Raw genomic sequence first — 23,793 nt, 5'->3', positions numbered from 1 at the left:
GACCGGCGTTTGGGCTTTCGGGCCGTCATCAACAACACTGCTCCCGTGACGTCCCGTACCCCGCGAGACACCCGGCTGCGCCTCGTATCCCGTCAGCCTCTCGCCGCCGCGCGCCGAGCCGTGGGCGCGCGCCGCCGGCGGAGTGCGCCCCGGCCCCCCGAGGGGGTGCCCCCACGCGACCAACTGGCCCGTCAGGCACGGGCCTGCCTCAGCGAGGCCGTGCGCCTGGCCCGCTGGGCCGACGGCGCCGGGCTGTCGCCGGTGGCGGCCGCCGAGCGGGCGGCCGGGGAACTGCGGATACCCGTGGAGCAGATCCCCGCCCACTGGGACCGCGCCCGGCTCGCCGGTCTCATCGAACTGCACGACGGCACCGCCATGCCCGGCTGGCGGCTGCGCGCCTGGGACCGCGACGACTCGGCCGTGCTGCGCGGCTGGGTCGCGCTCTTCGACGCCTGGTCGCTGGCCCATCCCGCACCCGAAGGCGCGGATCCCGGGGCGGTCGGGGAGGTGGTCGTCGCGGCGCCGCAGTTCCTGTCGGTGATGCACCTGTCCTCCGGCCCGGTGACCGTGCCGGCCCTGCTGGACCTGCTGAGGCGGCGCATCGCGGAGATCCGCGCCGAGCGCGGCGGCGCGGTGTCCCCGGCCTGTTCCCCGGCGGGCGAGGCGGCCGGGGGCGCGGACGACTGCCTGCCCGCGCTTCTGGACTGGGCCCTGGACGGCCTCGCCTCCGTCGGCGCCCTCACCCGCTGCGCCGAGGACGACCGGGGCCGTCCCGGGCAGGCGGTGCTCACCCCGCTGGGCAACTGGGCGGTGTGGGTGAAACTGGAGCAGATCTGCGTCGCGGCCCAGAGCCCGGCGGGGAACATCGAGCAGCACGCCGAGGACATGCTGCGCGGCTGCGCCAGGCTCTCGCCCGGGGAGGCCCGTGCCGAGTACCGCGCCTGGCTGGCCGCGCGCCCCACCGGCCCGGCCGTCGCCGAACTGATCGATGCCGCCCGCGGCGACGACGCCCTCATCCGCGGCCTGGCCTTCGAGGCGCTGCGCGCCGTGGGCGCCCCCGCGGAGTCCGCCGTCCGCGAGGTGGCCGACGAGCCCGTCCTGCGCCCCTACGCCCTGCTCTGGCTCGCCGAGCACGACGGCGCCGACCCGGCGGACCTGGCGAACGGTGCCCCCGGCGTCCTGACCCGGGAGGAGGCCACCTGGCTGTGGGTGGACACCGCCGCGGCCGTCGCCGACCACGGAGAGGGAAAGGTGCTGGTGGAGCATCTGGACTCGGCCGTGCAGAACACCGTCCCCGAGCTCTTGGAGGCGGTCCGCGCCACCGGCCACCCCCGTACCGTCCAGGTCCTGGTCGCGCTCGCCGCGGCCCACCCCGACCCGGCGCTGGCCAGGGCGGTGCGCCGCGCGGCCTTCCAGGTCCACACCGGCGAGATGTGACGGGCGTCCTGGGGCCCGCGTCCCCGGCTGCCCGGCGCCCCGCACGGCCGCCGCCCGCCGTGCGGGGCCCGCGCGGCGCGGGGCTCACGCGGCCCTGCCGCCCCGGGCGCGGAAATCCGGTTGCGCGCCGCCGTTAGACTGAACCGCATGGTGAACCTCCTCGTGCATTAGCGGCGTACGCCCGTCTCCCAGCCCCCGACCGACGACGTACGCACGTCCACCCTGCCCAGGAGTATTTCCGTGATCACCGCCACCGGAGTAGAGCTGCGCGCCGGCGCCCGGATCCTCATCGAGTCCGCCTCCTTCCGCATCGCCAGGGGCGACCGCATCGGCCTGGTCGGCCGCAACGGGGCGGGCAAGACGACCCTCACCCGCTGCCTGGCCGGCGAGGGCGCGCCCGCGGCCGGGACGATCACCCGTACCGGTGAGGTCGGCTACCTGCCCCAGGACCCGCGCACCGGCGACCTCGACGCCCTCGCCCGCGACCGCATCCTGTCCGCCCGCGGTCTGGACACCGTGCTGCGCAGGATGCGCGAGAACGAGGACCGGATGGCGAACGGCCGGGGCGCCACCCGCGAGAAGGCGATGAAGAAGTACGAGCGGCTGGAGACGGAGTTCCTCACCAAGGGCGGCTACGCCGCCGAGGCCGAGGCCGCCACCATCGCCGCCAGCCTCGGTCTGCCCGACCGGGTGCTCGGCCAGCCGCTGCACACCCTCTCCGGCGGCCAGCGGCGCCGGGTGGAGCTCGCCCGCATCCTCTTCTCGGACGCCGACACCCTGCTGCTGGACGAGCCGACCAACCACCTCGACGCCGACTCGATCGTCTGGCTGCGCGACTTCCTGAAGACCTACCGCGGCGGCTTCGTCGTCATCTCCCACGACGTCGACCTGGTGGAGACGGTCGTCAACAAGGTCTTCTACCTCGACGCCAACCGCTCGGGCATCGACATCTACAACATGGGCTGGAAGCAGTACCTGACCCAGCGCGAGGCGGACGAGAAGCGGCGCAGGCGCGAGCGGGCCAACGCCGAGAAGAAGGCCGCGGCCCTCAACGCCCAGGCCGACAAGATGCGCGCCAAGGCCACCAAGACGGTGGCCGCCCAGAACATGGCCCGCCGGGCCGAGCGGCTGCTGGCCGGGCTGGAGGGGGAGCGGCAGGCCGACAAGGTCGCCAAGCTGCGCTTCCCCGACCCCGCGCCCTGCGGCAAGACCCCGCTGATGGCCGAGGAGCTGTCCAAGTCCTACGGCTCGCTGGAGATCTTCACCGATCTCTCGCTCGCCATCGACAAGGGCTCCCGGGTGGTCATCCTCGGCCTCAACGGCGCGGGCAAGACCACCCTGCTGCGGCTGCTGGCCGGGGTGGAGAAGCCCGACACCGGCCGGGTGGTCCCGGGCCACGGGCTGAAGCTCGGCTACTACGCGCAGGAGCACGAGACGCTCGACGGCGACCGCACGGTGCTGGAGAACATGCGCTCGGCCGCCCCGGACATGGATCTGGTCGACATCCGCAAGACGCTGGGCTCGTTCCTGTTCTCCGGCGACGACGTGGACAAGCCCGCGCGGGTGCTCTCCGGCGGTGAGAAGACCCGGCTGGCACTGGCCACGCTGGTGGTCTCCTCGGCCAACGTGCTGCTGCTGGACGAGCCGACCAACAACCTCGACCCCGCCAGCCGGGAGGAGATCCTGGGCGCGCTGCGCACCTTCACCGGCGCGGTGGTGCTGGTCACCCACGACGAGGGCGCGGTGGAAGCGCTCCAGCCGGAGCGGATCATCCTGCTGCCCGACGGTGTGGAGGACCTGTGGGGCGAGGAGTACGCGGACCTCGTGGCGCTCGCCTGAGCCCTGAGCGGAACCCGGTTCCGGCGCCGTCGACGCCCGACCGCACCGGGACACCCGTCCCGGCCCCGCCTCCACCACGCCCCGGCCACGCCGCGAGCGCGTTGTGATCACACCGTTCTGGATCATTCGGCCGACGCTTGATCCATCATCTGAGTGAGATCGGCTCGTATTCCGGCGCGGTCGGGCGTCGATGGCGCCAGTGATGTGGCATAGACCTCCCATTCCCGGTGCCTGAACGCCAACCAGGCCTCTGACCTGCTCTTTCTTCGTGTCGCAGGGAGGTGCGCGCCCAGGGAGCGCCGCGGAACGCCTCGCTCCGGGCCCCTTCGGCCCTTGCCCGGCCGCCGATGACGTTTTACGGACCTTGTCGAATGGGTGGCCAGAAAACCGGCAAGGGGTGATCATGAGAGTCCAGAGCGCACTTCCCATGAGGAGGCACGGGTGGCCGAGACTCTGAAGAAGGGCAGCCGGGTGACCGGCGCCGCGCGCGAGAAGCTCGCGGCTGACCTCAAGAAGAAGTACGACTCCGGTGCGAGCATCCGGGCGCTGGCCGAGGAGACCGGCCGCTCCTACGGATTCGTGCACCGGATGCTCAGCGAGTCCGGCGTGACCCTGCGCGGTCGCGGCGGTGCCACGCGGGGCAAGAAGACCGCGACGTCCTGAGACCCAGGGTGTCCCGAGGGGCGCCACCCGGTCGGCCATCCGACCGGCCGGGTGGTTACTCTTCAGTCACTTGACAGTCGTCCGACTGCGGACTGCCCCGGGAGATCCTCATGACCCTGCTCGACAAGGACGGCGTGCGGCTCGTCGCGGACGGTGCCGTGGCCACGGTCACGCTCGACCGACCGGCCAAGCGCAACGCCCAGACCTTCGCGATGTGGCGTGCCCTGGCCGAGGCCGGACGGCTGCTGCCCGGCGAGGTCCGCGTCGTCGTCCTGCGCGGAGAGGGGCAGTCCTTCTCCGCCGGACTCGACCGGCAGGCCTTCACCCCCGAGGGCTTCGACGGCGAGCCGTCCTTCATCGACCTGGCGCGCGGTTCCGACGCCGAGGTCGACACGGCCATCGCCGGCTACCAGGAGGCCTTCACCTGGTGGCGGCGCAGCGACATCGTGAGCATCGCCGCCGTCCAGGGCCATGCCGTAGGCGCGGGCTTCCAGCTCGCGCTCGCCTGCGACCTGCGGGTGTGCGCCGACGACGTGCAGTTCGCGATGCGGGAGACCAGCCTCGGACTGGTCCCCGACCTCACCGGCACCCATCCGCTCGTCTCCCTGGTCGGGTACGCCCGCGCGCTGGAGATCTGCGCGACGGGTCGTTTCGTGCGCGCCGAGGAGGCCGAGCGGACCGGCCTGGCCAACCTCGTGGTGCCCGCCGCGGAACTGGAGGCGGCCACCGCGGACCTGGCCGCGGCGCTGCTCGCGGCCCCGCGCGACGCGGTGATCGAGACCAAGGCGCTGCTGCGCGGCGCGGTGGACCGCACCTACGACGAGCAGCGCGCCGCCGAGCGGGCGGCCCAGACGCGCAGGCTGCGCGACCTGGCCGGCATCGGCGACTGACCGCTCTCACCCCGGGCCCCGCCCCACCTCCGTCACCACGGCGGCGACCGTCACGGGCCCGGGGGCGCCGGTCGCCGCGGCGCGTGCCGCCGCGGCGCGGACCGTGCGCGCCACATCGAGCGCGCGGTGGTCCGCGGCGACCGCGAACTGGATCTGTACATGGCGGCCGGGGGCCGCGCCGGCCCCGTCGCCGGGGCCGGCGTCCACGATCCGCAGCGCCCGGGCCGCGCCCCCCAGCTCGGGGGCCAGGCGTGTCACGCCCACAACGGCCAGTGCCGCGGCGCCCACCGCGGTTCCGGCCTCCCCGGTGTCCGGGACCTCCCCGGCACCGGTCTGCCCCCTGGAAGGCTCCTCGGGCCGGGGCTCGTCGCCCGGCCCGTCCAGCAGCCCGGTGATCCGCAGGTCGACCGCCGCCACCACCAGGCCCAGTCGGCTGTCGGCCGCTTCGGCCAGGGCCGAGCGCAGCCGCTCGGCCGCTGTCGGCAGCGGCTCCTGCGCACCGGCCTCGAACTCCGCGGAGATCCTGAGCGGGCCGGGCGGAAGGGCGCTGGGAGGCATCGGTACAGCCGGCTTCCCGCCCGCGCCGGGCTCGGCCGGGGAGAGCCGCAGCCTGCCCGGCCGAATCCCCGGCAGTTCGTCCGCCGCCTGCCGCAGCACACCGGCCGCGGCCCGTTCCGCGATCCAGGCGCCGTCCTCCGCCCCGCCCAGCGGAAGCAGGCGTCCGAAGCCGATCTGCCGCCGTACGGCCTGAGTCAACCGGTCCGTGGCCATGCTCTGCGCTCCTCTCCGGGGTCCCGGCGTCCGTCCCAGGGCCTCCGGTGCTCTGCTGGGGCTCTCCGGGGTTCTCCATCAACGGTGCCCAGCCTTGCGCCGCGGGCTCCCCGCAGACACGTGCTTCCTCCAGGTGGCGGTGCATTCATGAGGCAAAAGTGGGCGATCGTGTCTAGCGTGGACATATCGGAAGCAATATTCCCGTAGCGAAGGCAAGGGGTGACGGAGATGGCGGAGATGGCTGAGACCGCACAGCAGAACCGCTCGGGCCCTTCCGGCGGACGGCTCGGTGAGGGGCGGGGCGCGAGCGACCCGCGGGTCCGGGGGAAGACCACGATCGCCGACGGTGTGGTGGAGAAGATCGCCGGGATGGCGGCCCGCGAGGTCGACGGCGTCCACGCGATGGGCGCCGGCGCGAGCCGGGCCTTCGGCGCGATGCGCGACCGCGTCCCCGGGGGCGGAGGCGGCCAGTCCGTCACGCGGGGGGTGAAGGTCGAGGTCGGCGAGACCCAGGCGGCCATCGACCTGGACATCGTGGTCGAGTACGGGGTGTCGATCACCGATGTGGCGAACGACGTGCGCGAGAACGTCATCGGCTCGCTCGAGCGGATGACCGGGCTGGAGGTCGTCGAGGTCAATGTCACGGTCGACGACGTCAAGCTGCCCGACGACAAGGACGAGGAAGAGCAGCCGGAGCAGAGGCCGCGGCTGCAGTAGTGCGCCGCGGACCGCAGGGGCCCGGCGGAGCAGGAAACTGAGGAGCGCACGATGAGCATGGCCGCAGTCGGCTTGATCGCAGGCATGGCGCTGGGCTTCGCCGGATACTTCGGCGGTTTCTGGGCCTTCCTCCTGGTGGCGGTACTGGGTGCGGTCGGCTTCATCGCCGGCCGGGTCCTCGACGGCGATCTGGAACCGGGAGAGATCTTCCGCTCCGGCGGCGGACGGCGGTGACCGGTGGCACAGGAATTCCGCAGGCCGGAGATCTCCTGGGTCCCCGCGGCCGAGCGGGGGGCGACGAGAATCGCCGACCGGGTCGTCACCAAGATCGCCGCGCGGGCCGCCCGCGAGGCGCTGGACGAGGACTCCGAGACGTCCGGGGTACCGCGCGCGGGAAAGGATCCGCGGGCGAAGGTCGCCGTCCGCCGCCCTCCCGACCGGAACGGGCTGAACGGCGAGGCCCGGGTGGTGGTCGCGGTCGAACTTCCCTACCCCTGCGACATCGGCGCACGGTGCGGCTCGGTGCGCGGAAGGGTCGCCTCACGAGTGCGGGAACTGGCCGGTATGGCGGTCCGGCAGGTGACCGTCGAGGTCACACGGCTGCACACGGACCCGCTCGGCGGCCGGAGCGGAGGGAGGGTGCGGTGAGGGCACGATGAGTCACGACGCCCGGCGGCAGCAGGCCCCGGAGAGCGCCGCCGGCACGGACCCGGACGGTGTGGAACCGCCCTCACCGAAACCCTCCGGCGCGGACCGCCGACCGGACGACGGCGGGAGTGACGGCGGAGGCGGAAGCACCCGGCGCTTCTGGTCGGCTCGGCGGGTGCCGGCCGCGATCGTGGCACTGGTGCTGGCCGTCGCGGCGGCCGTACTGCTGTACGAGGCCGTCGCCGCGAGCATCGACAAGGCCCCCTCCGCATGGCGGCGCGAGATCACCGCGGACCTGGCCGCCCGGCCGCTCGACGACCCCTGGGCGATCGCCGGTGCGGCGCTCGCGGTCCTGCTGGGACTGTGGCTGGTGGTGCTGGCGGTCACCCCCGGGCTGCGCGGTCTGCTGCCGATGCGCGGCGGTTCCTCCGACGGGGTCCGGGTGCGCGCCGGACTGGAGAGATCCGCCGCCGAGGCGGTGCTGCACGACCGGTTGCTGGACGTGCCGGGGGTGCGGTCGGTCCGGGTGGACACCGGGCGGCACCGGGTCAGGGTGCGGGCGCGGGCGCACTTCCGGCCCCTGGAGGAAGTGCGGGGAGATCTGGACAGGGTTCTGCAGGAGGGCGTGCGGCAGCTCGGGCTCGCCCGGAGGATGCGGCGCTCGGTCCGGGTGCGGCGCCCGAAGAAGGGCTGAGGAAGGGCGAGGTGGACCGGATGCTCACGGTGGTGAACCGGATTCTGCTGGGGCTGGTCGGACTGGCGCTGCTGGTGCTGGGACTGGCGGCCCTGGTGGGCGGGCTCGACCTCCAGCGGCGCTGGGGCTTCGACATGCCCCGGGAGCTTTTCTGGGACGGGCCGGACGAGGTACTGCTCGGACAGGGGGAACCCGCCTGGTGGCGGGACGCGGACTGGTGGCGGTGGCTCCTGGCGATCGGCGTGCCCGCCGCCGCGCTCCTGCTCGCCCTGTGGTGGCTGTCGGCGCAGCTGTGGCGGCAGCGGCCGGACACCGTACTGGTCGACAGCGGCGACGGCTACGGCGCCCTGGTCGGGACCCGGACCCTGGAGGACGCCGTGGCCGGGGAGGCCGGGGCCCTGCCGGGCGCGGAACGGACCCGGGTGAGGCTGGGCCGCCGCCGCGCCGGGGTGCGGGCCCGGGTCGCACTGGTGGTGGCCGCTCACGCGAGCCCCGCCGAGATCCTCGCGCGGGTGCGGGACGAGGCGCTGGAGCACGCCCGTGTCTCGGCGGGCCTGGACGGACTGGCCGCGGAGGTCCGGCTGCGTTCGGCGCGGCGGTGGGGCGCAGGGGCGGGCTGAGGCACCGTCCCTGCCCGAGCCCCCGCCGAGCCCCCCCGCCGTCCCTCTCCGGCGCAGGTCGGGGGGAGGGCGGCGGGGCGTGCCCGGCGGGGACGATCAGAAGCCGCGGCGGGCGCCGCCGTCGACCGGGAACATCACACCGGTGATGTACGAGGCGGCGGGGGAGAGCAGGAACGCCGCCGTCCTGCCGAACTCCTCCGGGGTGCCGTAGCGGCGCAGCGGGATCGCGGCCGAGGTCCGCCTCCGAGCGGCGTCGGCGTCCCCGGTCATGGCGTCCAGGCCGCGCACCCGGTCGGTGTCGATACGGCCCGGCAGCAGCCCGACGACCCGAATGCCGCGCGGCCCCACCTCGTCCGCCAGCGACTTCGCGAAACCGGCCAGCCCCGGCCGCAGTCCGTTGGAGACCGTCAGTCCGGGGATCGGCTCGTGCACCGAGCCGGAGAGGACGAAGCCGATCACCCCGCCCTCGCCCAGCCGTGCGGCCGCGGTGCGGGCCAGCCGCACCGCACCGAGGAAGACCGTCTCGAAGGCCGCCTGCCACTGGTCGTCGGTGACCGTCTCGTGGGATCCGGCCGGCGGCCCGCCGACGCTGATCAGCACCCCGTCCAGGCGCCCGTGGCGCTCATGGGCGGCCGTCACCAGGCGGTCGGCCGCGGCCGGATCGGCGTTGTCCGCCACCATGCCGAAGGCGTCGTCGCCCAGCCGTCCGGCGGCCTCGGCCACCGTCTCCTCGCTCCGGCCGGTGACGATCACCTTCGCGCCGTCGGCGGTCAGTTCCCGTGCGGTGGCGAAGCCCAGCCCGCGGGTGGCGCCGGTGACGAGGTACACCCTGTCCTGAAGTCCGAGATCCATGGGGATCAGTCTGCCGGTCGGTCCGCCGTTTGGGCAGCGGAGGGGGCCGGAACGGCGGACCGGCCGACAGCGGCCTCACCGTCCGCCCGTTCATCCGTCCGCCCGTCCGCGGCGGCCTGCGCCCCGAGGTCCCGCGCCAGGCGGTCCCGGCGCTCGCGGCGGACCAGCACCACCCAGCCGACGGGGACGGCGGCGGCGAACAGCCACCACTGGAACGCGTACGCCAGGTGCGGGCCGATGCCGCTGTGGTCCGGTTCGGGAAGGCGTTCGGGCTGCTCGGCGGAGGGCTCGGGCGAGGTCTCCTCCAGCGCGACGTAGCCGCCCAGGACCGGCCGGTCCAGTTCCTCGGCCATCCGCGCGCTGTCGATCAGCATCACCTGGCGGGGCGGCAGCCCCCGCTTGTCCTTGACGCCGCTGCCGGCCTTCTCGTCGGCCATCAGCCGCCCGGTCACGGTGACCTCGCCGGAGGGAGGCGCCGGCACCTCGGGGAACTTCGTCAGATCCTCGCCCGCCGGGATCCAGCCGCGGTTGACCAGCACGGCCGTGCCGTCCTCGCGGACCAGCGGGGTCAGGACGTGGTAGCCGATGCTCCGGCCGTCCCCGCCGGTGCGCTGGCGCACGACCGTCTCGCCGCCGGTGTCGTAGACGCCGGTGGCCGTCACCCGGCGGTACCGGTCGGCACCGGCCGGGCCGCGGCCCGGAGCGGCCAGCTTCCCCACGGGCACCGGATCGGCGGCCAGGCTCTCGGCCACCAGTTCGTTGCGCGCCACCCGGTCCTCGTGCCTGTGGAGCTGCCAGAAGCCGAGTCTGACCATGCCCGGGATCAGCAGCAGCGCGACGAGGGTGAGGACCAGCCACTGCCGGGACAGCAGGAAGCGGTACGCGGAAGCGGACGGTGCGGACGATACGGGTGGCACAGTCATCGACGGTACCCCGCCGGCCGTTATTCCCCCGGAGCGGGGGCCACCTCCCGCAGCAGCTGGGTGAAGGCCGCCTCGTCGATCACCGGGGTGCCGAAGGCGCGCGCCCTGGCCACCTTGGAGGTGCCGGAGTCGGGGTCGTTGGTGACCAGGAGGCTGGTGAGGCGGGAGACGCTGCCGGCGATGTGGAGCCCGGCCTCGACGGCCCGGTCCTCCAGCAGCTCCCGGTCCACGGAGGTGTCCCCGGAGATCGCCACCCGCATGCCCTGGACCAGCGGCTTGCCCGGCTCGTACCGGCCGGGGTTGGGGTACGGGCACGGGGGGCGCTTGCGCGAGGGGCGCCAGCTGCCCGCGTAGGGCCGCGTGTCCCGTCCGCCGAAGGCGCCGGAGGAGGGGCCCGGGGAGACGATGGAGTCGGTCCACTCGGTCAGCGGCCGGCAGGCCAGCAGGGGCAGGCGTATGCGGTCGGCGGCCGCCAGGTGCAGGCTCGGCCGGAACGCCTCGGCCAGCACCCGGGCGTCGTCCAGCGCGTGGTGCGCCCGGCGCTGGACGACGCCGTAGTGCGCGGCGAGGGTCTCCAGCCGGTGGTTGGCCAGCGGCAGGGCCAGCTCCTTGGACAGGGCGATGGTGCACAGCCGCTGCCGCACGGGGACCGGCAACCGGGCACGGGCGTACTCGCGGGCGATCATCGACCAGTCGAAGACCGCGTTGTGCGCGACCAGCACCCGGCCCCGCAGCCGCTCGGCGAACTCCTCGGCGATCTGCGGGAAGAGCGGGGCGTCGGCCAGCATCTCGCTCGTCAGCCCGTGTATCCAGGTCGGGCCGGGGTCCCGCTGCGGATTGACCGGGGTGTACCAGTGGTCGATCACATCACCCCGTGCGTCCAGCCGGTAGACGGCCGCGGAGACTATGCGGTCGTCCCGGGCGAGCCCCGTGGTCTCCACGTCCACCACCGCGTAGGCGTCGGGGTATTCGGTGGGCCAGGCCGGGGTGCTGGGCTGCGCTGCGGGCCGCGCTTCGGCCGCCGACTGGTCATCGAGCATGGTTCCAGAGAATACGGGCCGCCACTGACACCCTCGCATCACCGCAGGTCGCCCCGGGCGAGCGGAACTGCTGACGGCCCGTCTCGCATACTTGTCGGTAACAGACCCTGGCCGCCGGCCCCGGGCGGTCCTACGGTGCATGCATGCCGAGCGTGCCGAACCTCCCCGACGTCGTGCTGTGGTCCATCCCCGCCTTCCTGCTGCTGACGGCCCTGGAGGTGGTCAGCTACCGCCTGCACCCCGGGGAGCCGGCCGGCCCCGTCGCGGGCTACGAGGCCAAGGACGCCGCCACCAGCATCTCCATGGGCCTGGGCAGCCTCTTCTTCGACGCCCTGTGGAAGATCCCGATCGTGGCGGTCTACTCGGCGGTCTACGCGCTCACCCCGCTGCGGATCCCCGTCGAGTGGTGGACGCTGCTGCCGATGCTCCTCGCACAGGACTTCTTCTACTACTGGTCCCACCGCGGCCACCATGTCATCCGCATCCTGTGGGCCTGCCACGTGGTGCACCACTCCAGCCGGAAGTTCAACCTCACCACCGCGCTGCGCCAGCCCTGGACGTCCCTGACCGGCTGGCCCTTCTATCTGCCGCTGATCCTCCTCGGCATGCACCCGGCCGTGCTCGCCTTCTGCCACTCGGTCAACCTGGTCTACCAGTTCTGGATCCACACCGAGCGGATCGGCAGACTGCCGGGGCCGGTCGAGTACGTGTTCAACACGCCCTCGCACCACCGGGTCCACCACGCCTCCCAGGGCGGTTACCTGGACCGCAACTTCGGCGGGATCCTCATCGTGTGGGACCGGCTCTTCGGTTCCTTCGCGCCCGAGACCGAGCCGTGCGTCTACGGGCTCACCAAGAACATCGACACCTACAACCCGCTGCGCGTGGCCACCCACGAGTACGCGGCGATCGCCCGGGACCTGCGGGCGGCACGCGACTGGCGCGAGGCCGCCGGGCGACTCTTCCGCGGTCCCGGCTGGCGGCCGCCGGTGCCGGGACCCGCCTTCGGGCCGGCCTCCGCGGCCTCCACGGCCCCCGGGACCGTCCCGGGCGCGTCGCGGACGGCGGGGGCGGCGGAAACCGCGGAAACCGCGGAGGCGGCCGGAACCGCGGAAGGGGCCGGGCCCGCCGGGCCCGACCCCTCGATGTCCGCCGCTTCCTGACGGACCGCCGGGCTACTCGACGGCGTCCAGGGCGTCGACGATGCCGTGGCCGTAGAAGCCGTTGACGCGCTTGCCGCCCTCGCAGGTGGAGTCCTCGACGCCGTTGCCGTCCGGGTCGTAGGTCTCCGGGCAGCCGGGGTTGTCCGCCTGGGCCTTCATCATGAGCTGGAGCATCGCCGGGCTCGCCCAGGGGTGCCTGCTCTTGAGCAGTGCCGCCACGCCCGCGACGTGCGGGCTGGCCATTGAGGTGCCCTGCAGGAAGGCGTAGGAGTCGTTCGGCATGGTCGACAGGATCCGGCCGTTGCCCGACGGGGTGTCCGGGATCTGGAACCGGTCGCCGCCCGGCGCCGCCACGTCGGCGACGCGGTGCCCGTAGCTGGAGTAGTACGACTTCAGATCCTGCACGCCCGTGGCCGTCACCGTCACCACGCCCGGCAGCTGGGTGGGCAGGTCCAGGCACTCCGACGGGTCGATGGTGCGCTCGACCGGGGTGGTGTCGTTCGGGCTGGAGCCGTCGACGATCGCGTCGGAGGCCAGGTCGTGGTTGGAGTTGCCCGCCGAGGCGACGTGCAGCGTGCCCCTGCGCTCGGCGTGGCGAGCGGCCCGGCGGATCGCCTCCACGACCGCGCCCTGGTCGGCGTCGTCCTCGCAGTTGTACAGGTACGGGTCGACGTAGTAGCTGTTGTTGGTGATCTCCACCCCCTTGTCGGCGGCGAAGACGAACGCGCAGATCACGGCCTCCGGGTAGAAGAGGCTGGTGTCGGGCTCGCTCACCTTGATGGAGGAGACCTTCACGCCCGGCGCGACGCCCGCCACGCCGATGCCGTTGCGCGCCGCCGCGATGGAGCCCGCGACGTGTGTGCCGTGGTAGTCGCCGTCGGTGTACGGCCGCCAGGCGCCCTCGGAGGTGTCGGCCACGCCGCCGACGCAGTTCGCCGACTGGCCCGCCGAGAAGTTCGGGGCCAGATCCGGGTGGGTGTCGTCCACACCGGTGTCGATGACCGCGACGGTGACCTTGTCGCTGCCCGGGTTGACCTTCGCGGCCTCGTCCGCGCGGATGGCGCGCAGGCCCCACAGGTCGGCCTCCATCGGCTCGCCCTCGGCGGCGGCCGTGGCCGCGCCGGTGCGGGCCGACTCCGACACGTACTGCGGGGCGCCGACCTCGGTGGTGCCCGCCGACCTGAGCGGCGCGGTGCGGGTGGCGCCGGCGGAGTGCACCCCGCGCACCTCGCGCATCCGCTCGGCGAAGCCGGGGTTCGCCGAGTGGACGACGATCACGCCGATGTCCCGGTGGGTGACGACGACCGTGCCGCCCGCCCTGGCTATCTCCCGCTCCACCCGCCTGATCGTGCCGGGGTGTGAGGAGGTGTTGACCACGTACGACAGCTGCTCACCGTCGGCGGCCGCCGTCGCGGCCGCCGGGACGCCGGCTTCCTGCGCCAGCGCCGTTCCGGCGCCCGGCAGCAGGGCCAGGGAGGCGGTCAGCGCCAACCCGACCGGCACCGCGATGGCGCGGCGTCGGCTGGAAGGTCTCGATGCCATGGGTTCTCCGTGTCTGTGTGAACGCAGGGGTTCTCAACAACCCGTTCGGTTATCGGACTTGACCGTACGGATGTATGACGACGGAAGCTATCGCTCACACGGGGGGAGCGGCAATGGCCGAACCGCCTCCCGGACACCGAACCCCCGTTCCCGCCGTGGCGCCCCCGACGGACGGCGCGGGCGTCGCGTACGCTGCGAGGCAGATGTCCAACCGCGGGAGGGTACTGTCGGCATGCTGCTGGACACCTACGGCCGGGTCGCCACCGATCTGCGCGTGTCGCTCACCGACCGGTGCAATCTGAGGTGCACCTACTGCATGCCCGAGGAGGGCCTGAAGTGGCTCGCCAAGCCCGAGCTGCTCACGGACGACGAGATCGTCCGCCTGGTCCGCGTCGCGGTGACCCTGCTCGGCGTGGAGGAGGTGCGCTTCACCGGCGGCGAGCCGCTGCTGCGCCCCGGACTGGTGGGCATCGTCGAGCGCTGCGCCGCCCTGGAGCCGCGCCCGAGGCTGTCGCTGACGACCAACGGCATCGGCCTGGGGCGCACCGCCGACGCGCTGCGCGCGGCCGGACTGGACCGGGTCAACGTCTCCCTGGACACCCTCGACCCCGAGGTCTTCTCACGGATGACCCGCCGCAGGCGCCACGCCGACGTCCTCGCCGGTCTGGCGGCCGCCCGCGCGGCGGGGCTCTCCCCGGTCAAGGTCAACGCCGTGCTGATGCCGGGCCTCAACGACACCGAGGCCCCCGACCTGCTCTCCTGGGCCGTCGAGCACTCCTACGAACTGCGCTTCATCGAGCAGATGCCGCTGGACGCCCAGCACGGCTGGCGCCGCGAGGGCATGATCACCGCGGGCGACATCCTCGCCTCCCTGCGCACCCGCTTCTCCCTCACCCCGGAGGGGGAGGACAGCCGGGGCTCGGCGCCCGCCGAACGCTGGATCGTCGACGGCGGTCCGCACCGCGTCGGCGTGATCGCCTCCGTCACCAGGCCCTTCTGCCGTACCTGCGACCGCACCCGGCTGACGGCCGACGGACAGGTGCGCACCTGCCTCTTCGCCCGCGAGGAGTCGGACCTGCGCGGCGCGCTGCGCTCGGGCGCCGACGACACCGAGATCGCCCGGCTGTGGAAGGCCGCGATGTGGGGCAAGAAGGCCGGCTCCGGCCTGGACGACCCTTCCTTCCTCCAGCCGGCCCGCCCGATGTCAGCGATCGGCGGCTGACCCCTCCGGATCCTGTCCGCCCTCCCGGCCCTCCCACTCGGCGAGGGGCACCACGTCCTTCAGGAAGCTCCGCACCCCCAGGAACCGTGACAGGTGCTCGCGGTGCTCCTCGCACGCCAGCCAGGTCTTGCGGCGCTCCGGAGTGTGCAGCTTGGGATTGTTCCAGGCCAGTACCCACACGGCGGCCTCACGGCAGCCCTTGGCGGAGCAGACGGGGGCGGCGGCGCCGGGCGGGGGGGCGGTCACGGGATCGGTCACGCCCCCATCCAAACACGGTCCGAACATGATCCGAACACGACGACGCCGGGCAGCCACGGGGGGAGCCGCCCGGCGTCGGTCTGTCGCTCCGACGGGGGATGCGGAGCGTGTACGCAGTATGGCACGCGCACCCGTCGCCGGGGCACCGGAACAGCATGATTGATCTGAGGTTTTCCTGAGCTTCCGGGCCGCGGTGGATCAGTCGCGCCGGCCGGGGCCCGAGCGGCTCGGCTCCTGCCCCGGTTCCGGGCGCCGGTACTCCTGGCGGCCCGGATCCTGCTCACCGCCTGCTTCCGCCCGGGGATCCGGTCCCCGCCCGGCCTCCGGTTCGTCCTGCTCCAGCGGATCCTGCCGTATCGTGCGCGCCTTCGGACCGCCCTCGCGCTCCCCGGCGTCCGCCGGGCGTCCGGCCGGCCCCAGCGCCTGCCGGGGCGGGGCGGGGACGAGGGAGTCGGGGAGCGCGGGCGTGTTCTCCCGCCCCGCGTTGGCGATCACCACCGCCACGTACGGCAGGGCCGCGCCGAGTACCAGGGCGGCCACGGCGAGCGGACGCTGCACGTCCCACAGCACCACGGTCAGAAGGACCGCCGCGGTGCGTACCAGCATCGAGACCACGTAGCGCCGCTCCCGGCCCCGGACGTCCTCCGCCAGCCCCTGACGGGCTCCGGTGATCCGGAAGACCTCGGGACCGCGCTGCCTGCGCCTCACACTCACCACCTGCTCCTGCGGCCGGTATCCGGGAGCGTTCCCGCCTGGTTCCCGGCCTTTTCCACACTACGCCCGGACTCCGCCGCATACGACGCCGGGTAGAGGGCACCCGATGCGCCGGGGACGGCTCCCACCCGGACGGCTCAGCGGCCGTGCGACGGAGGCGCCCCACCGCACGAACCGAACGCGCCGCGCACGGAGCGCACCGCACGAGGAGGCGACATGAGCTGGTTGTGGGCGATCATCGTGGGTCTGGTCCTGGGTGTGCTGGCCCGCGCCATCCTTCCCGGCAAGCAGAACATCCCGCTGTGGCTGACCGCCATCTTCGGGATCATCGGCAGCGTCATCGGGAACGCCGTGGCCAGCGGGATCGGAGTGGACGACACCGCGGGCATCGACTGGATCCGGCACCTGCTCCAGCTTGCCGGCGCCGTCCTGATCGTCGCGCTGGGCACGCCCCTGTACGCCAAGATCAGGGGCGGAGGCAAACGGACGGCCTGACGGACCGGACCTTCCGGCGCGAGCGCGAGAGGGAAGCCTCCCGTCGCCGGGGGAGGGACCGGCGGAAGGGGACGGTGCGGGAGAACGCACCGTCCCCTTCCGCCGCCGCTCACACACCCCGGCTGACGGAACTCATGTTGAAGTCCGGCACCCGCAGGGCGGGCATCGCCGCCCGTGTGAACCAGTCCGACCACTCGCGCGGCAGGGTGCGCTCGGTCCGTCCCGCCTCGGTGGCCCGCGACAGCAGGTCGACCGGCGACTCGTTGAAGCGGAAGTTGTTCACCGCGCCCGTGACCTCGCCGTGCTCCACCAGATAGACGCCGTCGCGGGTCAGCCCCGTCAGCAGCAGCGTCGCCGGATCCACCTCGCGGATGTACCACAGGCAGGTCAGCAGCAGGGCCGGGCCGTCGTGCCCGGAGCCGGCGACCATCTCCTCCAGCGACGCGGTGCCGCCCGCGTCCAGAAGCAGGTTGTCGATCCCCGGCGCCACCGGCAGACCCGTCAGCTCCGCCGAGTGCCGGGTGGTCAGCAGATGACGCAGCTCGCCGTCGCGCATCCAGTCGGTGGCCCGCAGCGGCAGGCCGTTGTCGAAGACCGAGACGTCGTCGCCGGAGGAGTGCGCGATCACGAACGGCGACGCCTCCAGACCGGGCGCGCCCGGATCGCTGTAGAGCCTCAGCGGCAGCTGTGACAGCCGCTCGCCCACCCGGGTGCCGCCGCCGGGCCTGCTGAACACCGTGCGCCCCTCGGCGGCGTCGCGCCCCGCCGACGACCACATCTGGTAGATCAGCAGGTCCGCCACGGCACTGGGCGGCAGCAGCGTCTCGTACCGCCCTGCCTCCAGCTCCACCTGCCGCCCGGCCCACTCCAGCCGCCGTGCCAGCTCCGCGTCCAGCGCCAGCGGATCGACGTCGGCGAAATCGCGGGTCGCCCGCCCCGCCCATGCCGAGCGGGTGCGGTCGGGGGACTTGGCGTTGATCTCCAGGGTGCCGGTGGGCTGGTCGTGGCGCAGCCGCAGTCCGGTGGAGGTGCCCAGGTAGGTGGAGACCATCTGGTGGTGGGCGAAGCCGTACAGCTCCCGGCCCCCGGAGCGGGCCCGCGCGAAGGACTCGCCCAGCGCCGGGGCGAAGGAGTCGAACACCGACGAGGATGTCTCGGCCGGGGCTTCGGTGAAGTCGGCGGAGGCGGGAGTGCCCTCCACCAGCGGCCGGGCGTCCTCGGCCGGGCCCGCCGTACGCGCCGCCTCCTCCGCGGCCCGCACCAGCGGCTCGATGTCGTCGTCGGTGACGGCCGAACGGGAGACCACCCCCGACGCCGTCCCCTCAAAGCCGCCGACGGTGGCGACGACGGTGAGGGTGCGGCCGCGGGTGACGCCGTTGGTGGTCAGCGTGTTGCCCGCCCACCGCAGGTTGGCGGTGGACTCCTCGTCGGCGATGACCACGCAGCCGTCGGCCCGCGACAGCGCCAGGGCGCGCTCGACGACCTCGTGGGGAGCGGGAGACGTGGAAGAGCTGGTCATCGGCCGGCCTCCTGGGCGGTGTTGAGGATGTTGACGCCCCGGAAGAGCGCGGAGGGGCAGCCGTGCGAGACGGACGCGACCTGGCCCGGCTGGGCCTTGCCGCAGTTGAAAGCGCCGCCGAGCACATACGTCCGCGGCCCGCCCACGGCCTCCATCGAGCCCCAGAAGTCGGTGGTGGTGGCCTGGTAGGCCACGTCTCGGAGCTGCCCGGCGAGCCGTCCGTTCTCGATCCGGAAGAAGCGCTGCCCGGTGAACTGGAAGTTGTGGCGCTGCATGTCGATCGACCACGAGCGGTCGCCGACCACGTAGATGCCCCGCTCCACCCGGGAGATCAGTTCCTCGGTGGACGGCCCGTCCGGATCGGGCCGGAGCGAGACGTTGGCCATGCGCTGCACGGGGACGCTGGAGGGGGAGTCGGCGTAGGCGCAGCCGTTGGAGCGGCCCAGCCCGGTCAGCCTCGCCATCCGCCGGTCGAGCTGGTAGCCCACCAGGATCCCGTCCCTGACCAGATCCCAGGACTGCGCCTCGACGCCCTCGTCGTCGTAGCCGATGGTGGCCAGCCCGTGCTCGGCGGTGCGGTCGCCGGTGACGTTCATGACCGGCGAGCCGTACTTCAGCGTGCCGAGTTTGTCGGGCGTGGCGAAGGAGGTGCCCGCGTACGCCGCCTCGTAGCCCAGCGCCCGGTCCAGCTCGGTGGCGTGGCCGATCGACTCGTGGATCGTCAGCCACAGGTTGGAGGGGTCGACCACCAGGTCGTACGAGCCCGCCTCCACACCGGGCGAGCGCATCTTCTCGGCCAGCAGCTCCGGGATGCGCGCCAGCTCCGCGTCCCAGTCCCAGCCGGTACCGGTCATGTACTCCCAGCCCCGGCCGGCGGGCGGGGCCAGGGTCCGCATCGAGTCGAAGTCGCCGGAGTCGGTCACGGACACGGCCGTCAGCTCCGGGTGCAGGCGGACGCGCTGCTGGGTGGTGACGGTGCCGGCGGTGTCCGCGTAGAACTTGTTCTCCTGCACGGTCAGCAGCGAGGCGTCCGCGTGGGAGACGCCGTCCGCCCCCAGCAGCCGCTCGCTCCACCGGGCCAGCAGGGCGGTCTTCTCCGCGTCCGGCACGTCGAACGGGTTGACCTCGTAGGAGGAGACCCAGGTGCGCTCACCGTGCACCGGCTCGTCCGCCAGCTCCACCCGTCCGCCCATCGCCCACCGGTCCCCGGCGGAGCCGTTCCGCGCGGCCGCGCCGTCGCCGGCGGCCTCGGCGACCCTCGCCGACAGCTTCGCCATCTCCACGGCCCGGCCCGCCACCTTCGCGGCGGCGTCCATCGTCAGATCCACTCCCGAGGCGAAACCCCACGCGCCGCCGTGCACCACGCGCACCGCGTATCCGGCGTCGGTGATGTCCGACGACCCGGCAGGCTTCGCGTCGCGCAGCCGCCAGGAGGCGCTGCGGTTGCGCTCGAAACGGAAGTCGGCGTGCTCGGCCCCCAGCGCCCGGGCCCGCGCGAGCGCCGCGTCGGCGAGCGCGCGCAGCGGCAGCGCCAGGAAGGACTCATCGATCTCGTGGACCACGGACGCTCCTCCTTGTCGGTGCATGACCGCAGTGAACCATGCCCCATCGGCCGCGGCCGGCAACCGGTCTACCCTGCCCGGTGAAGGGTCGGGGCAGTGGAGAGGGAACCGCGGGAGGGGCGTATGGGAAACGACGGCGAGAACCGGCCGGACTTTCCGTGGGTGTGGCTGCTGCCGCAGCTCGCCGTGCTGGCGGGGCTGACGGTCTGGGGCGTTGCGGTGTACCCGAGCCTGCCGGAGAGGGTGCCGCAGCATATCGGCCCCGGCGGGATCGACGCCTGGGCGGACAAGTCCGTCGGCGCGGTCTTCGTCCCCGTCCTCGTCTACGCCGGGGTCATCGCGGTGATGGCCCTCACCTCGGCCGCGGCGCTGCGCATGCGCTCCGAGGACGAACTCGCCCCCGGCGAGCGGGCCTCCTCCCTGATCAACCGCCCCGCCACCCGTGCCTCGGCGCTGCGGGGTGCCAGGGCCACGCTCCAGCTCGGCTTCTGCATCGGCCTGTCGATGGCCGTGACATGCGCGGTGATGTGGCGGACCGAACCGGACCCGCACGTGCCCGCCTGGCTGCTCGCCGCGGTACTCGCCCCGATCGCGCTCGGCCTGGTGCCGGTGCTCGCCGTGGCCCTCCGGGACCGCCGTGAGAGCCGCGAGAGCCGGAAGTGATCCGGCCGCCGGTGTGTTCCCGCGGTGCTCCGGGGTACTCGTGGCCGGGCCGGCCCGCGGGCCGGCCCACCGGAGAGAACCGCGGGAAGGAGCGTGCCGTGAGCGACTACTCAGGGCCCTACGACGGCAGGCAGCACGACCCGTCCGAGATGAGGAGCGGCACGGACAAGAAGGGGAAGGAGGAGCGGAAGGAGCGCCGCCCCGAAGGGGAGGAGCGGTCCGCGAGGACCGGACGCGAACGCCCCGGGGACGAGGGCGAGGGCGAGGAGGCCGGGGAGGGGGACCGGAGTCCGGGCGCCGGGCCCGCCGTCACCGGTTCGCCGCCGGTCCCGGAGGGCTGATCCGGCTGATCCGGGGCAGGCGCCCCCGCTCACCGGTCCCCGGCGGAGCCGCTCCGCCTCACCGGTCTTCCGCGCCGTCCGGCTTCCCGGCGGGGGTCTTGAAACCGGAGGTGTCCAGGTCGCAGCCGAAGGGCTCGGGGATGCGCAGCGGGTCCCCGAAGGGCGTGGTCAGCCGCGAGTCGTAACCCCGCTCGGACGGGCGCCAGAACACCGTGGCGGCCTGCTCCTCCATGTCCAGCAGCAGGTACACGGGCACGCCGCTGCGGCCGTACGCCGAGACCTTGTCGGTCCGGTCGGTCTCGCGCGTGGAGTCCGAGGTCAGCTCCGCCACCAGGGAGAGCGCCTCACCGTCGACATACCGCTCCTCCGTCCGGAACGCGCTTGCCGCCGCAACGTAGACATCGGGCCCGTAGGCCCGCTCGGCACGGGGAAAGGCGAACAGGAAAGGCGCGTAGTCGACCGTGTGCCCGGGGGGCAGATGCGGCTCCAACTGGCTTCGCAGCGACTGCATGATCGGCAGGTAGAACCCCCTTGACCACGGCGACATGACGATGTTCCCCCCGATGATCTCCGCCCGGTAGCCGTCGGGCACCTCCATGTCCAGCAGAGTGCGGCACAGCGCCCGGAAGCGGGCGGTGCCGGAGGGAACGTCTATGGCCGTCGGTCGTTCGAGCATCACTGTCATGATGCGCTTCCTCGTGCTCTTGCACCACGCGCCACCCAGGGTCGTGGGCCAGAACGCTGTGTGTTCGTCCGATTCCCGTACAGTCGCTCCTCGTACGGGCCCCGGGGCCGGGTGTACGCCCCGGCGCGGGGCGCCTTTCTGTAGGAATCCCACAGGAGTCCGGCAAAGCCCCTGTCGGGGACCCGTTCTCCGGCTCGCGGGGCCGGACGATAGTTTCTTGCGGAGTACATGCTCCCTACGGAAGAGGGTGTTCCCTTGAGCCGCTCGGTTCTCGTCACCGGAGGCAACCGCGGCATCGGCCTGGCCATCGCCCGGGCGTTCGCCGACGCGGGCGACAAGGTCGCCGTCACCTACCGGTCCGGTGAGCCGCCGGAGGGTTTCTGCGCCGTCAAGTGCGACATCAACGACGCCGAGCAGGTGGAGCAGGCCTACAAGGAGATCGAGGAGAGGCAGGGCCCGGTCGAGGTGCTGGTCGCCAACGCCGGTGTCACCCGGGACCAGTTGCTCCTGCGGATGTCCGAGGAGGACTTCACCTCCGTGGTGGAGACCAACCTCACCGGCACCTTCCGGGTCGTCAAGCGCGCCTGCCGGGGCATGCTCCGCGCCCGCCGGGGCCGCATCGTGCTGATCTCCTCCGTCGTCGGCCTGCTGGGCTCGGCGGGGCAGGCCAACTACGCCGCCTCCAAGGCCGGCCTGGTCGGCTTCGCCCGCTCGGTCGCCCGGGAGCTGGGCTCCCGCAGCATCACCTGCAACGTGGTCGCACCGGGTTTCGTGGACACCGACATGACGCGCGCGCTCACCGACGAGCAGCGCGCCAAGATCGTCGAACAGGTCCCGCTGGGCCGCTACGCCCGGCCCGAGGAGGTCGCCTCCTCGGTGCGTTTCCTGGCCTCGGAGGAGGCCGCGTACATCACCGGAGCCGTCATTCCCGTGGACGGCGGATTGGGCATGGGTCACTGAACGTCATGAGCGGACTTCTCGCCGGAAAGCGCATCCTCGTCACCGGGGTGCTCACCGACTCCTCGATCGCCTTCCACGTCGCCCGGCTGGCGCAGGAGGAGGGTGCCGAGGTCGTCCTCACCGGTTTCGGGCGGCTGACGCTGGTGCAGCGCATCGCCAAGCGGCTTCCCAAGGAGGCCCCGGTGATCGAGCTGGACGTGCAGAACAGCGAGCACCTGGACACCCTGGCCGACAAGGTCGCCGAGTACCTCGGCGAGGGCGTCGGACTGGACGGTGTCGTGCACTCCATCGGCTTCGCGCCGCAGGACGCCCTGGGCGGCAACTTCCTCAACACCGGCTGGGAATCGGTCGCCACGGCCGTTGAGGTCTCGGCGTACTCCCTGAAGTCGCTGACCATGGCCCTGCTGCCGCTGCTGGAGAAGCGCGGCGGCTCGGTCGTCGGCATGGACTTCGACGCGCAGGTGGCCTGGCCCAAGTACGACTGGATGGGCGTGGCCAAGGCCGCCCTGGAGTCCACCTCCCGCTACCTCGCCCGCGACCTGGGGGACAAGGGCATCCGCTGCAACCTGGTGTCGGCCGGGCCCATCAAGTCCATGGCCGCCAAGTCCATCCCGGGCTTCGAGGAACTGGCGGACGTGTGGAAGACCCGCGCCCCGATCGGCTGGGACCTCACCGATCCCGAGCCCGCCGCGCGCGGCGTGGTCGCCCTGCTCTCGGACTGGTTCCCGAAGACGACCGGCGAGATCGTGCACGTGGACGGCGGCGTCCACATGATGGGCGCGTAGCGCGCCGCGATCGGACGAACCCGGGGCCGCCCCCGGTCCCGCGCCGGGGCCGGGGGCGGCCCGGTGCACGTGCCGAGCCGGAGCCGGGCCCGGGCGCGGGTCAGTCGCGGGAGCCGGAGCCCCGGCAGGCCCGGGCGTACGAGCCCGCCTCCCGCGCGGCCGTCTCCGCGTCGCGGTCGGCGATGGCGTCCACCAGCCGCCCGTGGTCCAGATACCCCTCCGAGCGCAGCTCCTCGCCCACGTCGTTGCGGAGGAAGGTGCGCACCACGGTGCCGAGGTCGGCGTAGAGCGCGGTGAGGACCTCGTTGTGGGACGCCCGGACGATCGCCAGGTGCAGTGTGACGTCGGCCTCCACGAAGCGTTCCACCTCGCCCGTCTCCCAGGCCGCCTCGCGCCGGCGCAGCAGTGTCCGCAGCTGGCGCAGGTCCTGCTCGGTACAGCGGTGCGCGGCCAGCCGTGCGGCCTCGGCCTCCAGCGCCGAGCGCAGCTCGGCCACGTCGCGAGGATCGGCGTCCGCGAAGCGGCGGTGCATCACCCCGGCGAGTTCGCTGGTGGCCACCACGTAGGTGCCCGAGCCCTGCCGGATGTCCAGCAGTCCGTTGTGGGCGAGGGCCCGTACGGCCTCGCGTACGGTGTTGCGGGCCACGCCGAGCTGTTCGACCAGCTCGGGCTCGGTCGGGATGCGGGAGCCCACCGGCCACTCGCCGGATGTGATCTGGTCGCGCAGGGCGTCGATGACCTGGTCGGCCAGGGCGGAGCGGCGGGGCGAGGTCAGGGGCATGGCACTTCC

26 protein-coding genes and 1 pseudogene are annotated in these 23,793 nt (G+C 73.3%); 16 read left to right on the top strand and 11 right to left on the bottom strand.

Annotation, left to right across the window (positions count from 1 at the left end; genetic code table 11):
- The first annotated feature begins 45 nt into the window (after positions 1-45).
- The 4 genes from BM237_RS04965 to BM237_RS04950 all read left to right on the top strand — a co-directional run bounded on the left by BM237_RS04965 (position 46) and on the right by BM237_RS04950 (position 4,829).
- On the top strand, positions 46-1,437 hold the full coding sequence (locus BM237_RS04965; RefSeq protein WP_093848535.1) for a hypothetical protein: 1,392 nt from the start codon (positions 46-48) through the stop codon (positions 1,435-1,437).
- 240 nt (positions 1,438-1,677) lie between these two features.
- Positions 1,678-3,276, top strand: a complete 1,599-nt coding sequence (locus tag BM237_RS04960; protein ID WP_093848242.1) for an ABC-F family ATP-binding cassette domain-containing protein — start codon at positions 1,678-1,680, stop codon at positions 3,274-3,276.
- A gap of 441 nt (positions 3,277-3,717) precedes the next feature.
- Entirely contained in the window at positions 3,718-3,939 is a 222-nt protein-coding gene (locus tag BM237_RS04955) for a helix-turn-helix domain-containing protein (protein ID WP_175540892.1), read from the top strand.
- Between the two features lie 110 nt (positions 3,940-4,049).
- Positions 4,050-4,829 (top strand): enoyl-CoA hydratase/isomerase family protein, encoded by a 780-nt coding sequence (locus BM237_RS04950; protein WP_093848238.1) that lies wholly within the window; start codon positions 4,050-4,052, stop codon positions 4,827-4,829.
- Positions 4,830-4,835: 6 nt separating this feature from the next.
- Here BM237_RS04950 and BM237_RS04945 read toward each other — a convergent pair whose 3' ends face one another.
- Positions 4,836-5,600, bottom strand: a complete 765-nt coding sequence (locus BM237_RS04945; protein WP_093848236.1) for a hypothetical protein — start codon at positions 5,598-5,600, stop codon at positions 4,836-4,838.
- A 237-nt stretch (positions 5,601-5,837) separates the two neighbouring features.
- On the opposite strand from BM237_RS04945, the gene BM237_RS04940 reads away from it, so the two are divergent.
- From BM237_RS04940 to BM237_RS04920, 5 genes are read left to right on the top strand one after another with little or no spacing between them, the layout of a single operon-like run.
- On the top strand, positions 5,838-6,317 hold the full coding sequence (locus BM237_RS04940; protein ID WP_093848534.1) for an Asp23/Gls24 family envelope stress response protein: 480 nt from the start codon (positions 5,838-5,840) through the stop codon (positions 6,315-6,317).
- A 51-nt stretch (positions 6,318-6,368) separates the two neighbouring features.
- The gene (locus BM237_RS04935) at positions 6,369-6,551 is read left to right on the top strand and encodes a hypothetical protein (RefSeq protein WP_093848234.1); all 183 of its coding nucleotides are present in this window, start codon (positions 6,369-6,371) and stop codon (positions 6,549-6,551) included.
- Between the two features lie 3 nt (positions 6,552-6,554).
- A complete protein-coding gene (locus tag BM237_RS04930) occupies positions 6,555-6,965 on the top strand; it encodes an Asp23/Gls24 family envelope stress response protein (RefSeq protein ID WP_245793414.1) in 411 nt (136 codons plus the stop codon).
- Positions 6,966-6,972: 7 nt separating this feature from the next.
- Positions 6,973-7,659 carry a DUF6286 domain-containing protein gene (locus BM237_RS04925; protein WP_093848232.1) on the top strand — a complete coding sequence of 229 codons (687 nt, stop codon included), beginning with the start codon at positions 6,973-6,975 and terminating at the stop codon, positions 7,657-7,659.
- 20 nt (positions 7,660-7,679) lie between these two features.
- Entirely contained in the window at positions 7,680-8,279 is a 600-nt protein-coding gene (locus BM237_RS04920; RefSeq protein ID WP_093848532.1) for a hypothetical protein, read from the top strand.
- A gap of 96 nt (positions 8,280-8,375) precedes the next feature.
- Here the strand turns inward: BM237_RS04920 and BM237_RS04915 are convergent, their stop codons facing one another.
- From BM237_RS04915 to BM237_RS04905, 3 genes are read right to left on the bottom strand one after another with little or no spacing between them, the layout of a single operon-like run.
- Complete coding sequence (locus BM237_RS04915; RefSeq protein WP_093848230.1) at positions 8,376-9,131, bottom strand: SDR family oxidoreductase; 756 nt, start codon at positions 9,129-9,131, stop codon at positions 8,376-8,378.
- Positions 9,132-9,136: 5 nt separating this feature from the next.
- On the bottom strand, positions 9,137-10,048 hold the full coding sequence (locus BM237_RS04910; RefSeq protein ID WP_245793413.1) for an SURF1 family cytochrome oxidase biogenesis protein: 912 nt from the start codon (positions 10,046-10,048) through the stop codon (positions 9,137-9,139).
- Positions 10,049-10,074: 26 nt separating this feature from the next.
- Positions 10,075-11,094, bottom strand: a complete 1,020-nt coding sequence (locus tag BM237_RS04905) for a DEDDh family exonuclease (protein WP_093848226.1) — start codon at positions 11,092-11,094, stop codon at positions 10,075-10,077.
- A gap of 143 nt (positions 11,095-11,237) precedes the next feature.
- Between BM237_RS04905 and BM237_RS04900 the strand changes: the two genes are divergently transcribed.
- Complete coding sequence (locus BM237_RS04900) at positions 11,238-12,257, top strand: sterol desaturase family protein (protein ID WP_093848225.1); 1,020 nt, start codon at positions 11,238-11,240, stop codon at positions 12,255-12,257.
- 12 nt (positions 12,258-12,269) lie between these two features.
- Here the strand turns inward: BM237_RS04900 and BM237_RS04895 are convergent, their stop codons facing one another.
- Entirely contained in the window at positions 12,270-13,799 is a 1,530-nt protein-coding gene (locus BM237_RS04895) for a S8 family peptidase (RefSeq protein ID WP_093848223.1), read from the bottom strand.
- Between the two features lie 232 nt (positions 13,800-14,031).
- Here BM237_RS04895 and moaA point away from each other — a divergent pair, with 232 nt between their 5' ends.
- Positions 14,032-15,021: a GTP 3',8-cyclase MoaA gene (gene moaA, locus BM237_RS04890; protein WP_217655792.1), complete on the top strand. Its 990-nt coding sequence runs from the start codon at positions 14,032-14,034 to the stop codon at positions 15,019-15,021.
- Here moaA and BM237_RS04885 read toward each other — a convergent pair.
- Both BM237_RS04885 and BM237_RS29685 read right to left on the bottom strand, forming a co-directional pair.
- Positions 15,004-15,279, bottom strand: coding sequence for a hypothetical protein (locus BM237_RS04885; RefSeq protein ID WP_245793412.1), 276 nt, complete (start codon positions 15,277-15,279; stop codon positions 15,004-15,006). The genes moaA and BM237_RS04885 overlap by 18 nt on opposite strands.
- Before the next feature lie 366 nt (positions 15,280-15,645).
- A pseudogene (locus BM237_RS29685) lies at positions 15,646-15,987 on the bottom strand (DUF3099 domain-containing protein); the annotation flags it as partial.
- A 222-nt stretch (positions 15,988-16,209) separates the two neighbouring features.
- On the opposite strand from BM237_RS29685, the gene BM237_RS04875 reads away from it, so the two are divergent.
- Positions 16,210-16,488, top strand: a complete 279-nt coding sequence (locus tag BM237_RS04875; RefSeq protein WP_093848219.1) for a GlsB/YeaQ/YmgE family stress response membrane protein — start codon at positions 16,210-16,212, stop codon at positions 16,486-16,488.
- Between the two features lie 109 nt (positions 16,489-16,597).
- On the opposite strand, the gene BM237_RS04870 is transcribed toward BM237_RS04875, so the two are convergent.
- Positions 16,598-18,007: a metallopeptidase TldD-related protein gene (locus BM237_RS04870; protein WP_093848217.1), complete on the bottom strand. Its 1,410-nt coding sequence runs from the start codon at positions 18,005-18,007 to the stop codon at positions 16,598-16,600.
- Positions 18,004-19,569, bottom strand: a complete 1,566-nt coding sequence (locus BM237_RS04865; protein WP_093848215.1) for a TldD/PmbA family protein — start codon at positions 19,567-19,569, stop codon at positions 18,004-18,006. The genes BM237_RS04870 and BM237_RS04865 overlap by 4 nt, the downstream gene beginning before the upstream one ends.
- Before the next feature lie 123 nt (positions 19,570-19,692).
- Here BM237_RS04865 and BM237_RS04860 point away from each other — a divergent pair, with 123 nt between their 5' ends.
- Together BM237_RS04860 and BM237_RS04855 are read left to right on the top strand one after the other, a co-directional pair.
- On the top strand, positions 19,693-20,232 hold the full coding sequence (locus tag BM237_RS04860) for a DUF1648 domain-containing protein (RefSeq protein WP_093848213.1): 540 nt from the start codon (positions 19,693-19,695) through the stop codon (positions 20,230-20,232).
- Positions 20,233-20,330: 98 nt separating this feature from the next.
- The gene (locus BM237_RS04855; protein ID WP_093848211.1) at positions 20,331-20,573 is read left to right on the top strand and encodes a hypothetical protein; all 243 of its coding nucleotides are present in this window, start codon (positions 20,331-20,333) and stop codon (positions 20,571-20,573) included.
- 58 nt (positions 20,574-20,631) lie between these two features.
- On the opposite strand, the gene BM237_RS04850 is transcribed toward BM237_RS04855, so the two are convergent.
- Positions 20,632-21,258 (bottom strand): Uma2 family endonuclease, encoded by a 627-nt coding sequence (locus BM237_RS04850; RefSeq protein WP_093848209.1) that lies wholly within the window; start codon positions 21,256-21,258, stop codon positions 20,632-20,634.
- A gap of 255 nt (positions 21,259-21,513) precedes the next feature.
- Here BM237_RS04850 and fabG point away from each other — a divergent pair, with 255 nt between their 5' ends.
- Together fabG and fabI are read left to right on the top strand one after the other, a co-directional pair.
- Positions 21,514-22,218, top strand: coding sequence for a 3-oxoacyl-[acyl-carrier-protein] reductase (gene fabG, locus BM237_RS04845; RefSeq protein ID WP_093848207.1), 705 nt, complete (start codon positions 21,514-21,516; stop codon positions 22,216-22,218).
- A gap of 5 nt (positions 22,219-22,223) precedes the next feature.
- Positions 22,224-23,003 (top strand): enoyl-ACP reductase FabI, encoded by a 780-nt coding sequence (gene fabI, locus BM237_RS04840; protein ID WP_093848205.1) that lies wholly within the window; start codon positions 22,224-22,226, stop codon positions 23,001-23,003.
- Positions 23,004-23,103: 100 nt separating this feature from the next.
- On the opposite strand, the gene BM237_RS04835 is transcribed toward fabI, so the two are convergent.
- Positions 23,104-23,784 carry a FadR/GntR family transcriptional regulator gene (locus BM237_RS04835; protein ID WP_093848203.1) on the bottom strand — a complete coding sequence of 227 codons (681 nt, stop codon included), beginning with the start codon at positions 23,782-23,784 and terminating at the stop codon, positions 23,104-23,106.
- Positions 23,785-23,793 lie beyond the last annotated feature (9 nt).

It is taken from the genome of Streptomyces mangrovi, from assembly GCF_900114215.1.
GTDB lineage: Bacteria > Actinomycetota > Actinomycetes > Streptomycetales > Streptomycetaceae > Streptomyces > Streptomyces barkulensis.
This window is presented reverse-complemented; position numbering and strand designations above follow the sequence as displayed.